Origin of the sequence: Collinsella aerofaciens (assembly GCF_028209625.1) — a bacterium.
Taxonomy (GTDB): domain Bacteria; phylum Actinomycetota; class Coriobacteriia; order Coriobacteriales; family Coriobacteriaceae; genus Collinsella; species Collinsella aerofaciens_AM.
The window spans coordinates 66,928-78,733 of record NZ_JAQLDU010000005.1; the positions used below are offsets into that span (position 1 = coordinate 66,928).

The 11,806-nt window shown below is 57.7% G+C and carries 13 protein-coding genes; 5 read left to right on the forward strand and 8 right to left on the reverse strand.

What is annotated here, in order from left to right; all coding sequences use genetic code 11:
• The first annotated feature begins 3 nt into the window (after nt 1-3).
• Nucleotides 4-768 (forward strand): amino acid ABC transporter ATP-binding protein, encoded by a 765-nt coding sequence (locus tag PMW70_RS03685; RefSeq protein WP_035137613.1) that lies wholly within the window; start codon nt 4-6, stop codon nt 766-768.
• Nucleotides 769-855: 87 nt separating this feature from the next.
• Nucleotides 856-1,665 (forward strand): gamma-glutamyl-gamma-aminobutyrate hydrolase family protein, encoded by an 810-nt coding sequence (locus tag PMW70_RS03690; protein WP_271743912.1) that lies wholly within the window; start codon nt 856-858, stop codon nt 1,663-1,665.
• 109 nt (nt 1,666-1,774) lie between these two features.
• Here PMW70_RS03690 and PMW70_RS03695 read toward each other — a convergent pair whose 3' ends face one another.
• The 8 genes from PMW70_RS03695 to PMW70_RS03730 form a co-directional block, all read right to left on the reverse strand.
• Nucleotides 1,775-2,593, reverse strand: a complete 819-nt coding sequence (locus PMW70_RS03695) for a hypothetical protein (protein ID WP_271743913.1) — start codon at nt 2,591-2,593, stop codon at nt 1,775-1,777.
• A complete protein-coding gene (locus PMW70_RS03700) occupies nt 2,577-3,401 on the reverse strand; it encodes a hypothetical protein (RefSeq protein WP_271743914.1) in 825 nt (274 codons plus the stop codon). Before PMW70_RS03700 ends, PMW70_RS03695 begins: the two co-directional genes overlap by 17 nt.
• Entirely contained in the window at nt 3,398-4,123 is a 726-nt protein-coding gene (locus PMW70_RS03705) for an ABC transporter ATP-binding protein (RefSeq protein WP_271743915.1), read from the reverse strand. The genes PMW70_RS03700 and PMW70_RS03705 overlap by 4 nt, the downstream gene beginning before the upstream one ends.
• Nucleotides 4,124-4,267: 144 nt before the next feature.
• Entirely contained in the window at nt 4,268-4,597 is a 330-nt protein-coding gene (locus PMW70_RS03710) for a helix-turn-helix domain-containing protein (RefSeq protein WP_271743916.1), read from the reverse strand.
• A gap of 8 nt (nt 4,598-4,605) precedes the next feature.
• Entirely contained in the window at nt 4,606-5,145 is a 540-nt protein-coding gene (locus tag PMW70_RS03715; RefSeq protein ID WP_271743917.1) for a hypothetical protein, read from the reverse strand.
• A 251-nt stretch (nt 5,146-5,396) separates the two neighbouring features.
• Nucleotides 5,397-5,753 carry an Hpt domain-containing protein gene (locus PMW70_RS03720; RefSeq protein ID WP_271743918.1) on the reverse strand — a complete coding sequence of 119 codons (357 nt, stop codon included), beginning with the start codon at nt 5,751-5,753 and terminating at the stop codon, nt 5,397-5,399.
• Between the two features lie 24 nt (nt 5,754-5,777).
• Nucleotides 5,778-7,658 (reverse strand): diguanylate cyclase, encoded by a 1,881-nt coding sequence (locus tag PMW70_RS03725; RefSeq protein ID WP_271743919.1) that lies wholly within the window; start codon nt 7,656-7,658, stop codon nt 5,778-5,780.
• Between the two features lie 211 nt (nt 7,659-7,869).
• Nucleotides 7,870-8,667, reverse strand: coding sequence for an alpha/beta fold hydrolase (locus PMW70_RS03730; protein ID WP_118334158.1), 798 nt, complete (start codon nt 8,665-8,667; stop codon nt 7,870-7,872).
• A 225-nt stretch (nt 8,668-8,892) separates the two neighbouring features.
• Between PMW70_RS03730 and PMW70_RS03735 the strand changes: the two genes are divergently transcribed.
• The 3 genes from PMW70_RS03735 (at nt 8,893) to PMW70_RS03745 (ending at nt 11,779) form a co-directional block, all read left to right on the forward strand.
• A complete protein-coding gene (locus tag PMW70_RS03735) occupies nt 8,893-9,669 on the forward strand; it encodes a radical SAM protein (RefSeq protein ID WP_271743920.1) in 777 nt (258 codons plus the stop codon).
• A gap of 160 nt (nt 9,670-9,829) precedes the next feature.
• Nucleotides 9,830-10,717 (forward strand): type I methionyl aminopeptidase, encoded by an 888-nt coding sequence (gene map / locus PMW70_RS03740; RefSeq protein WP_055286839.1) that lies wholly within the window; start codon nt 9,830-9,832, stop codon nt 10,715-10,717.
• A 126-nt stretch (nt 10,718-10,843) separates the two neighbouring features.
• Entirely contained in the window at nt 10,844-11,779 is a 936-nt protein-coding gene (locus tag PMW70_RS03745) for a D-2-hydroxyacid dehydrogenase (protein WP_271743921.1), read from the forward strand.
• Nucleotides 11,780-11,806: the final 27 nt, after the last annotated feature.

Here is an 11,806-nt window from a genome sequence, read left to right on the forward strand (position 1 = left end):
ACCATGGCACAGAGCACTTCTTCCACCGGCAATCAGCCGCTGATTGAGCTCAAGCACGTCGATAAGCACTATGGCGATCTGCACGTCCTCAACGACATTAATCTCTCGGTCGATCGCGGCGAGGTTGTCGTCGTGATCGGCCCCTCGGGCTCGGGCAAATCGACCATGTGCCGCACCATCAACCGCTTGGAGACCATCGACTCGGGCGAGATTCTCATCGAGGGCGAGCCCCTGCCGCAGGAAGGCAAGGATCTTGCCCGCATGCGTGCCGAGCTGGGCATGGTGTTTCAGCAGTTCAACCTGTTCGCGCATATGACCGTGTTGCAGAACGTCATGCTGGGACCGGTCGATGTGCTGGGCGTCTCCAAGGACGAGGCCCGCGAGCGCGCCATGGATCTGTTGAGCCGCGTGGGCGTTGCCGAGCAGGCCGACAAGGTGCCCGCACAGCTCTCGGGCGGCCAACAGCAGCGCGTAGCCATCGCCCGCTCGCTTGCCATGCAGCCCAAGGCCATGCTCTTTGACGAGCCCACAAGCGCCCTTGACCCCGAGATGATTAACGAGGTGCTCGAGGTCATGGTCCGCCTGGCCCAGCAGGGCATGACGATGATCGTGATTACGCACGAGATGAACTTTGCCCGCCGCGTGGCCGACCGCGTCGTGTTTATGGCCGACGGCCAGATCGTAGAGACCGGCACGCCCGACGAGTTCTTCGACCATCCCCAGACCAAGCGCGCCCAAGACTTCCTCAACTCCATCAAGGGCCACTAACCCAATTGCCACGCGGGACACATTCATCTGCAGCGTTTGCCCCGCGCCGCCCTGCGCCATGTCCACCCGGATTCGAAAGCCACGCCCATGATCGGAACTCGCACTTCATCGTCATACACCCCGCACGTCGACGTCGATCCCGCCGACCGCCCGCTCATCCTCGTCGCGCCGCGCTGGGAAGAGGCGAAGCCGTTTTTAAGCGAGACGCTCTCCCCCAACGAGGAAATCGCAAGTGTCTTTGTCGATGCCATCCTTGCCGCCGGCGGCCTGCCGCTGCAGATGTCCATCACCGAGGACATTGAGGTCATCCGTCATTACGTCGATATCGCCGACGGCATCGCCATTCCCGGCGGCCCCGATGTCAATCCCAAATGTTGGGGCGATGATCGACCCTACGACCCCACCCTCTGTTGCGAGATCCGCGATAGCTTTGAGTTTAAGCTGGTCGGCGAGGTGCTCCGCGCCAAAAAGCCGCTCTTTACCACCTGCCGCGGCACGCAGTTGCTCAATGTCGCCACTGGCGGCACCCTGTGCATGGACGTGCCGAGCCTGGGCGCTCGCGAGGGCCGCACGCAGTGGCGCCATACCCACGTGCTCAACGACCCCGTGCATCCCGTCGAGGTCGTGCCGGGCTCCCTGCTGGAGCGCGCGCTTGGCGGGCACAGGCTGATCCAGACCAACTCGGCACATCACTGTTGCGTCGACCGTCTGGGTAAGAGCACGCGCTTGGTCGCCAAGGCAACTGACGGCGTTCCCGAGTGCATCGAGGTCGAAGGCCAGCCATTCTGCTTGGGCGTGCAATGGCATCCCGAGTACACGTGGAAGACGCTCGAGACCGACTTTAACCTGTGGAAGTCGTTTGTCGAGGCGGCGGCAAAGGTTAAGCAGGCCCGCTAGTTTACGAACCACACAGGCTAAAGCCTCACATACTAGGGGGGCGGACACCAACTACGGTGCCCGCCCCCCTGTATTTGATATGCTCGGTATGTTCATCCCTCACAAACAATCAAAGAAATCTCGACCGCAATCGGTCGACGGTAAAGCAGATGGCAAAAACGCTTGCTACGTTTATGAGGCAGTCAATTAAAATCGAGGTGCATTGACCATCCCCCAACGGGGTCACGCCGCAAATCCACATGAGCATCGAGGACGGAAACGGAAGCATGGAATTGGCTCCGACCTGTATGTAGAGCGTTACGACATTGACAAGCAACAGCATGCCAATAGGACCGAAGCCGGACCCAAAATAGGAAACAACGATCACGCAAGAGACCACATATGCAAGGCAGACGGCACTCGCCAGAAGAAGTCGATAGCAAAACATATTCAGGTTGAAACACTGTTGAGCATCCAAAACGATTACACAGTTAAGACAGTACAAAACGACACTTGACAGGATAAACGCGCCCAATAGGGCGAAAGAAGACAGCACCGTTCGCGCAACGATAGCGCACGCCCGCTTCCCTCCCCGAGCCTCCGACAGCCCCCACGGTTCCTCGACAAAGCCCGAACTGACAAAGCGCGGCACAATACAAGCCGCGATGAACGGAAAGAACAATGCATGAGCCAACGGGGCTACGTTGAACAGCAGACCGCGAAAAACCTCTGCATTACCAAATAGAAGGACATCCTCCGCCGATAGCAGAAGCGTCGGGTCTGGGAAAAAGCCCAAGAAACTGTTCTCACGGAGACTACAGAACCACATCGGGAAAGAATTAAGCTGCAATACCACCATGCACGCATAAATTACCGGGATTAAGGCGTACGTCCATTTACTCACGTGCTTCAATTCTGAATGGAGGAATCTTTTAATCTGACGAGCCATTGAGCACACCCCCAGCACGAAAGCTCACGAGCGCGTAAATCAATACCGATAAACAGCTGGCTGCCACGCCATAGCCCAGAAGCGCCAGTTGCCCCATATCGCTATACCCAAGGGCACATCCGACTCCAAGGTACGGCCCAGGAAGGAAGAAGATCCATCGCAAGGATGGTATAGGTGCCTGAAGGAAGGCTCCGTAGAGCGTCAAGCTCATGACAAATCCGATTATTATTGCAGCCCCGCTCAATACAGCGCTGCCTGTAATCCGATAGATGGTCACCGTCTCCAGCGCAATCGATATCACCAATACGGTGTTGACTATCATTGCAGGCAAAAATGCAGCCAGCATGCCATGCGCGTAGCTATGCCCTCCACGTATTATGGCTATTGCAAACAGAAGAAAGCAAAGCGCACTATATGCTGCGCCAATTATTAAAGCAGACGAAAGCGCATGTGCTAGAACCCCATAAAAGCGGGTAAGACCTCTTGCTGAAGAAATTCGGCATCCCTCTTCATAGCCGCGCTCCTGTAAAAGCGCCAAACAAACGATGAGCGGAACGAACAGGGATGTACCGGCAAAAGCGCTGCGCGCAAGGGACTCATCAGGCGCAGAAGGATCGATTGCATTCCAGATGAAACCAATATCCTCCCCACAAACGCCATAGCCAGAGGCTAGCAACGTTGTTCCGTTTTTTAGAAAGACACCGAAGAGAAGGCCGAACGCCAGCATAAGCGCAAGACCAAACTTCGCCGGAAACATCCTGTGCAAACGCATCATATCTGCCTTTATGGGATGGATCGCCCGCTTCATAGCGAGACCGCCTTCATCAAGCGCCTGTAATACTCTTTTAGGGATGGCGCCTCATCCCTTATGACGTCCATCGATTCCTTTTTCAGCAGTTCGCCGTCATGAAGAAACAGGCAGCATGTTGCAACCGATGCCAGCTCATCCAAATCATGGCTAGAGATGAGCATGGTCTTATCCTGTTCTCGATTCAATCGGCCGATAAGGGCCCATATACTCTCGATGCCCAGCGGGTCCAACCCATTTGCCGGCTCATCGAAAATTAGTACGTCGGTGTCGCCCAACAAAGCCGTAGCTATATCCAGTCGCCGTTTCATTCCCAGAGAAAAACTGCTCACACTCTTTTTCTCATCGACGTCCAGCCCGACTAGGCCCAAGACGCGAGGAACCTCACGTTTCTCATCGAGCCCCCATTCCGCACATCGGATCCGAAGATTCTCAGCCGCACTGAGGGATTGGTATGCACCGCTGGAATCTGGCACGTAGCCGACACGCGCCCGCATCAAGCTCAGGTCTTTTTTCGACTTGCCTCCAAAGAGCTCCACGCTCCCCGACGATGGCTCGCAGAGGCCCAATACGATTTTAATGAGCGTGCTTTTGCCTGCCCCGTTTGCACCAACAAGGGCGCAAAGCTCAGACTGATCCACCTCGAAGGAAACGTCATGCAACACACGCCGTTTTCCATAGCGCTTCGACACCTTCGATAGCTTTATCGCTGATGCGCTCATATCGTTCCTCCTTTCTTTTATCGTGGTTACTTGTAGTTATTGTTTTTCGATAACTCGTATTTGTCAAGATAATCTAGAAGAAAGAACCCGTGTTAGACACGGGTCCCTTCACGCTGATATTTCGTTTTAGTTGTTCGCCTTAAGCTACTCGTCGCTCAAATCGACAGCAAAGACTGATGTCGGAAGCGACGCCTCATTGCCTCCGCCGTCCCGCATCTGCCTCACAACGTTTTTTGCACGCTCAACAATAAGCTCCTCAAGCTCTTTCTCGCTCACGCGCTGAATAATATCTCCCGGTTGACAATCAAGCTCATCACAGATTTCGAGAAGCGTCTTAAGGCGAATAGCTTTTATTTTTCCGTTTCTTAGCTTAGAAATATTAGCCGGAGTATGCCCCGTGGCACGAATCAGATCAGCACTGGTCTTTCCGGTCTTAAGCAGCTGCGTCTCAAGCTCGATGATGAGATAGCTCATGCTTCCTCCTACACAAGCTCGTCAGACTGCTCTTGGAGCAGCGAGGCATAACTCCAGATCACCGAGATACACAGACAGACAACTGCGCCGATAAACGACCCCGCATCAAAGGTAGCGCCTTGGCAAATCTCAATAACGAAGGAATGAGGCACGATGTAAAGCTCCAGTCCGCCAATGGTGAGACTAACCGATCCATAGGCACCAACAAGCGAAACCGCGGCGTTAACAGCAAAGGCAAGCGCGAGAACACGGATAAGCCGCACATGCGTCTTGGTAAAGGGCGAGACGCCCCGAGAGATATTACGGCTGATCCCGCACAAAACGACAAGCGAAATACCCACGACGAGCGCCAGGCACAGTCCGCTTGGGATAACGATGCACCCGCCATCGAGAAGCGTCACGACACCGAAAGAATCGACAGAAGCAACGTTTGCAACCGCATACCAGATCACGTAAACAACCAACGCGGCAAAAGCGACGAGCATCCCTGCAAAAACGGCTGCCATGCAAAAACCAAGCTTCCTGATATTTTCGCCCGCCTTGGCCATACGCTGAACGCTGTTGGACATACACTCACCCTCATCGAATCTATCGTTATTCGAATAGTTTATCGAACAACGATATGGATTGCATGCGGAAAGCCCCACCAGTGCGCATAGCCCATTCACTAATCAGAAGGGGTGAGCGTGGATTTTTGGACACGTATCGAACGAGAGTGGATAATCTCCCACTTTGAGGCCGCCACCGGGCCTAAAACGGGAGATTATCCACTCTCATAGTCATCAAGGCTCGCAAGCCCTTATTCAGCCGCCTCGCGCAGGGCCGACATCGTGGCCGCATATTGCTGCTGCAGCGCATGCATTCCCGCGCGAGCGCCGTCAACGGCATCGGCGCCGCGCAGTGCCTCGGTCACCACGACCGCTGGCTCGTACAGATTATCGAATCCCAGGTTCTGGCTCACGCCTTTGAGCGTATGCGCTGCCATAAACGCTGCCCTGGCGTCTCCTGCCGCCATGGCAGCCTCCAGCTTGTCCATGCTCTCGTCATCCAAAAACTTGAGGGCAAAGCGGGCAAGCATTTCCTCGCCCATCAGCCGAGCGCACGCATCGTCATAATTAGCGCCGATCTTCTCATACGCCTCACGCATGGAAATCATGGATTAAAAACTCCTTTGGTCAAACTAAATCGTGGGAAACGCGACGACGTCGGCGGGGCGTGCCAACGTCTCGGCAATTTGGTCTTGCACCTCGAGCAGGCAATCGAGCAGCAGCGGGTTAAAGGTGCCGCACTTACCGTCCAGGATCATCTGAATTGCCTCCTCGTGCGGGATAGCGTCCTTGTACACGCGCACACTCGTCAGTGCATCGTACACGTCGGCCACCGAGACCACCTGCGCGGCGATGGGGATATCGTCGCCCTTGAGGCCATCGGGATAACCCTTGCCGTCCCAGCGCTCGTGATGCCAACGCGCAATCTGGTACGCATATTCCATAAGCGCATTGCCGGCGTGATGGCTACCCAGCTCAAGCAGCATATCGGCGCCGATCGTGGTATGCGTCTTCATGATCTCGAACTCCTCGGGCGTAAGGCGTCCGGGCTTGTTGAGAATCGCATCGTCAATCGACATCTTGCCGATATCGTGCAGCGCCGAAGCCAGGGCGATCGTGGAGCGTTCCTCATTGTCGAGGAAGATCGTGCCGCTACGCTGGACCAGACAGCCAAGCAGCAGCTCGGTCAGCTTCTCGATGTTCGTAACGTGCCTGCCGCTCTCGCCGTTGCGAAGCTCCATGACGCCAGCCATGATGTCGATGAGCATGCGACTGTTCTTGACGCGCTCGTTGTACTGCTGGGACAGCAGGCTCGTCAGGCGGCGCTGTTTGGCGTACAGGCGGATGGTGTTGTTTACGCGGCGGCGCACGATACGGGAGTCAAACGGGCGGTTGATATAGTCTGAGGCGCCCAGCTCGTACGCGCGCAGAACCATATCATCGGAATCTTCACTCGAAATCATCATGACAGGCAGATTGTCGATGCCCGATCGGCGTGACAGATCGGCCAGCACCTCAAAGCCGCTTATGCCCGGCATGATAATGTCCAGCAGCACGAGCGACAACTCATCGCCATAGCGGTCGACCATGTCGAGCGCCGCACGACCGTTATCGGCCTCGAGGACACAATACTCGTCCTTGAGCATCTCATTGAGAATGACTCGGTTCATCTCGGAGTCATCGACAATAAGCACCAAAGGCTTTTCGCTTTGGAAGGCCTCGATGGAATCGGCATCGGTCACGACCGTACCGGCTTTTGCCTTAGCGCGGCTCAGTAACTGGACAGCGCGGCCAACGCCCTCATCGACCGTCTCGCCATGAATGCGAACGCCACCAACACATGCCGTCAAGCTCACGTACTCATGGCCCGGAATAATCGTGGAACGAACGGCATCGGACACCTGATGCAGGCGACGGGTGAAGTCATCGGAGGGAATATTGGACATGACAACCACAAACTTGTCGCAGCCATAGCGCACAAGCTCGTCAGTCGAACGGATTCTGCTGCGCATGGCTGTCGCCACAGCACCGAGCGCAAGGTCGCCGGCATGACGGCCACACGTATCGTTGAAGACCCTAAAATCATCAAGGTCGATCATCGCAACGCCGGCATTCATGCGGGCGTTGCGGAGCTTTTCCTCGTAATATCGGCGATTATGCACGCTCGTCAGCACGTCGGTGTAGACAAGGTCCTCTTCTGCAGCCTCTTGCTCATCGATCGGACGCACCATCAGCAGGACGTGAGGCTCGCCCTCGACCTTCAGAGGGCGCAGATGAGCGCGGTACTCAACGCCATCGTTGAGCAGTTGCTCCGACACCTCATCGGAATCTGTCAAGGCCTCAAGACTTGACAGACGCAGACAAGGACACCGATCGCCGGCGAGCAGGCAGTTAGGCTCGCTCTTAATCTGATCGGCCGACAGCAAACGCACCACGGGGTAGGTCTTCGCGACACGGGCGACCTCGGCGGCAGCCTCCTCGTCGGTTAGATTGACCTCGTGATTATTGAGCATATGGGGCCCTTTCGATAGTTTCGCATGGTAGCGGTGGGTTCCAAATGTTACAAGGGTAACACCTTGCCGATGCAGGTAAGCACGTGAATGCTGTTACATTTTTATGACCTGGCAGACGGCGCGATTGAAGTCGCAGACGTGAGGTTTTGAGCACATTTGTTAACACGGCCGAAACGTTTGCGGGTGAAGCCTGCTTTGGCCATTGCGGGTGTTAGAGCCCCAGGATGCCACGGACAGCCCGGGCAGCCGCTGCCGGGCGATCGCGCAGACCGTTATGCGCGCCCGGGATCGTCACGAGAGGGCAATCGAGATATTCGGCAGCCGCTCGCGTGCCAGCCTCGCGGGGCGTGCCAATCGAGAGCTCGCCCAGGAGCACGGCGGCCACCGTTTTTGACGCGCGAACGCTATCCCAATCGGGAACGCAGGTCATAGTAATCCCGTATTCATTGGCCATGAAGCAACGACCATTGCGCAGGGCATGTTTGGCTTCCGCTTCGGTCGTCCCAGGAGCCTCGGGATCCAAGTCGCCGAGGGCTCCCAAGAAAAGCCGGAGCGCCCTTGAAACCTTTCCAGCCGCAATCATATCGAGCAAAACCGGGGCTGCGCCCATGCCGACGCCTTCGGCCGACACAGCCGGCTCATGCAGAATCGCACGGGCGACGAGATGGGGTTCAGTGCGAAGAAGCTCCAGCGCCACCAACGTACCGGCGCTGTGCGCAAGCACATTTGTCGGAGCGCCAACGTGTTCGATCACGGCCTGCAGGTCGGCGGCCTGAGCGGCAAGATCATAGCTGCCGTCTGCCGCTTCGCTGCTGCCACCACAGCCGCGGCGGTCGTAGGCAATTACGCGGTAGTTGCGGCTGAGCTCACAAGCGATGCCGTCGAAAAATGTGCCGTCAACACAAGCGCCGTGCACGCACACCAAGGCAGGAGTATCAGGCGACACATCCGGGCCGGCATATTCGCGACAGGCAATCGTGGTGCCCGCATTCTCGACCGTAAAATCCATGTTGTGCCCCCATCATCAATGCCCATCCAATTGCACGTCAGTACGGCTGAATGGTCCCGCATTGCCTTACGACTTGTTAACAGATTAACTGTACCCGACCCGAGGCTTTTCATGGCACGGCATCATGAGCGACGTGAAAAAACGAAACTTGTAAAGCAAGAGCCCACACCTCGCTTTGGAGCCGATGCTATGCTTAGGCGCAATAGTCTTGAGGAGCATATGCCTATGTCTACATTTTTGAATGCCAGCCCCATCTTTGGACCCGTTCGCAGCCGTCGCCTTGGTCTCTCGCTCGGCGTCAACATGATGCCGGCCAGCGGCAAAATCTGCACGTTCGACTGCATCTACTGCGAGAACGGCCTCAACGCCGAGCGCCCCTGCCACGAGCCGTACAACACAGCTGCCGTGGTACTCGACGCGCTCGAGGCAAAGCTGCGCGAGATGGCAGCCGAGGGCGAGCTCCCCGATGTGATCACGTTTGCCGGCAACGGCGAGCCCACCGCCGCGCCGGAGTTTCCGCAGGCCATCGCCGGTGCCGTCGCACTGCGCGACGAGCTTGCCCCAAACTCCAAGATCGCCGTGCTCTCCAACGGCACACGCGCCGGCCGCCCCGAGGTGCACGACGCGCTCATGATGGTCGACGACAACATTCTTAAGCTCGATACCGTCGACCCGGCGTTTATCCAGCTGCTCGACCAGCCTGTTGGCCCCTACAACGTCGAACACCAGATCGAGACGTTCGCAAGCTTTGACGGTCACGTTATTATCCAGACGATCTTTTTGACCGGCGAGTATCAGGGCAAGCTCATCGACAATACCGGCGAGGAGTATGTTGCCCCCTGGCTCGCGGCGCTTGAGCGCATTCGTCCGCAGGAGGCGACCATCTACACGGTCGCGCGCGAGACACCAGTCGCCGGCCTTGCCAAAGCAGCGCCCGAGGTGCTCGACGCCATCGCCGCGCGCGTGCGCGCCCTCGGTATTCCCTGCCAGGTGAGCTACTAGCAAAACCACGCAGCAGCTAGTGCCCGCCATCCCGCCCCATCAGTTGCGGTGATATAGTTCCTATTTGTGCTGTTAAACCGCTTAAATCGGAACTATATCACCGCAACTTTTATGGCCGCGTGGGTGGGCTATACTAGCTGCGGATGAAAGGAAGTTAGCCATGTATGACAAAGGACCCGTGCCCGGCCGCAACGACGCTTGCTGGTGCGGCAGCGGCAAGAAATATAAGAAATGCCATAGCGCCTTCGACGAGCGCCTCGAGCGCCTGTGGGAGGAGGGCTGGGAGGTTCTGCCCCGTACGCTCTACAAGACTCCCGCCGATATCGAGGGCATCAAGCGCTCGGCAGCCATCAACGTGGGCGTGCTCGATTATGTGGGCGAGCATATCGCCGCAGGCATGACCACCAACCAGATTGACCAGATGATCTACGACTACACCGTCGAGCACGGTGGCACGCCGGCCGACCTCAACTACGAGGGCTACCCCAAGAGCGTGTGCACCTCGATCAATGACGTGGTCTGCCACGGCATTCCCTGCGATACGGACGTGCTGCACGAGGGCGACATCATCAACGTGGACTGTTCCACGATCCTAGACGGCTATTTTAGCGACTCGAGCCGTATGTTCTGCATCGGCGAGGTCTCGGCCGAGCGCCAGCGCCTGGTCGACGTCACCCGCGCCAGCGTGGAGGCTGGCCTTGCCGCCGTCAAGCCGTGGCTGCCGCTGTCCGTGATGGCCGAGGCTGTGCAAAAGACCGTCGAGGACGCCGGCTTTAGCGTGGTGCGCGAGTACGGCGGACACGGAATCGGTAAGGAGTTCCACGAGGACCCGTTTGTGGGCTTTACCACCGAGGCGCCCGATGTGGACACCATCATGGCTCCGGGCATGGTCTTTACCATCGAGCCCATGGTCAATGCCGGAGCGCCCGACATCAAGATTAGCAAGGGCGACGGCTGGTGCGTGCGCACCAAGGACGGCAGCGATTCGGCCCAGTGCGAGGTACAGCTCGTGGTGACTGAGGACGGCTACGAACTGCTGAGCTGGTAACCGTGGATGCGCCGGATGCTGACGGGCACGCTCGTCTTGTATCCGGCGTTTTATTTGAACGTTTTGCCTGATAAAACCTGCCAAAAAACCTGTCCCTTTTTGCAGGTCGAGCGGAGAGGACTGCTTGTGAACATCCTGGTTTTGCTGCCCGTCAATGACCGCCATCGCGCAATTCTTGAGTCGAGCGCTCCGGGCGAGGACTTTATCTACACGAGCGCCGACGCCGCCACGCGCAAGCAGGTCGCCGATGCCGACGTGATCTTGGGCAACATCGACCCTGCCCTGCTTACCGCGTGCAAGCACCTCCAGCTGTTGCAATTGCAGACCGTCGGCTATGACGACTACCTTGCCGCCGGCACCGTGCCGGCTGAAGCTAAGCTGTCTTGCTCAATCGGCGCCTATGGTCAGGCCGTGAGCGAGCATATGTTTGCCATGGTCCTTTCCATGATGAAGCGCCTGCCCGGCTATCACGACTTGCAGCGCGAGCATCGCTGGGAGGATTTGGGGCCGGTCACCTCGCTCAAAAATGCCAATGTGCTGGTGCTGGGCGCGGGCGACATCGGCGGCCACTTCGCCACGCTCTGCCGCAGCATGGGCGCGCACGTCCGCGGCATCAAGCGCCATCCGCTCGTCTACCCCATTGTGTTTGAGGACATGGACGGCATGGATGCCCTGCCCGAGCGCCTGGCCGAGGCAGACGTCGTCGCATCCTTTATGCCCAGCACACCCGAGACCCGCGGCCTGGCGAACGCCGAGTTCTTCGCCGCGATGAAGCCGGGCGCCTTCTTTGCCAACGGCGGCCGCGGCGATCTTGTGGTTGCCGACGACCTAGTTGCCGCCCTGGAATCAGGACATCTCGCCGGCGCCGCGGTCGACGTCACCGACCCCGAGCCGCTGCCCGAGACAAGCCCGTTGTGGGATGCGCCCAACATGCTCATCACGCCGCACATCTCCGGCTGGTTCCACTTGGCCGCCACGCTCAACAACGTGGTCGACATCGCCGCGGAGAATCTGCGTCACCTGCAGGCCGGCGAGACCCTGCGCTGCTGGATCGAACACTAATTGTTCCGGCGTTTTGCCAAACGCCGG

Excerpts from the sequence above, each read along its gene's own strand:
- PMW70_RS03705 (WP_271743915.1), bottom strand. The coding sequence starts at position 4,123 with ATGAGCGCATCAGCGATAAAGCTATCGAAGGTGTCGAAGCGCTATGGA.
- PMW70_RS03695 (WP_271743913.1), bottom strand. The coding sequence starts at position 2,593 with ATGGCTCGTCAGATTAAAAGATTCCTCCATTCAGAATTGAAGCACGTG.
- PMW70_RS03730 (WP_118334158.1), bottom strand. The coding sequence starts at position 8,667 with ATGGATTTTACGGTCGAGAATGCGGGCACCACGATTGCCTGTCGCGAA.
- PMW70_RS03690 (WP_271743912.1), top strand. The coding sequence starts at position 856 with ATGATCGGAACTCGCACTTCATCGTCATACACCCCGCACGTCGACGTC.
- PMW70_RS03725 (WP_271743919.1), bottom strand. The coding sequence starts at position 7,658 with ATGCTCAATAATCACGAGGTCAATCTAACCGACGAGGAGGCTGCCGCC.
- PMW70_RS03720 (WP_271743918.1), bottom strand. The coding sequence starts at position 5,753 with ATGATTTCCATGCGTGAGGCGTATGAGAAGATCGGCGCTAATTATGAC.
- PMW70_RS03700 (WP_271743914.1), bottom strand. The coding sequence starts at position 3,401 with ATGAAGCGGGCGATCCATCCCATAAAGGCAGATATGATGCGTTTGCAC.
- PMW70_RS03710 (WP_271743916.1), bottom strand. The coding sequence starts at position 4,597 with ATGAGCTATCTCATCATCGAGCTTGAGACGCAGCTGCTTAAGACCGGA.
- PMW70_RS03715 (WP_271743917.1), bottom strand. The coding sequence starts at position 5,145 with ATGGCCAAGGCGGGCGAAAATATCAGGAAGCTTGGTTTTTGCATGGCA.
- map (WP_055286839.1), top strand. The coding sequence starts at position 9,830 with ATGTATGACAAAGGACCCGTGCCCGGCCGCAACGACGCTTGCTGGTGC.
- PMW70_RS03685 (WP_035137613.1), top strand. The coding sequence starts at position 4 with ATGGCACAGAGCACTTCTTCCACCGGCAATCAGCCGCTGATTGAGCTC.
- PMW70_RS03735 (WP_271743920.1), top strand. The coding sequence starts at position 8,893 with ATGTCTACATTTTTGAATGCCAGCCCCATCTTTGGACCCGTTCGCAGC.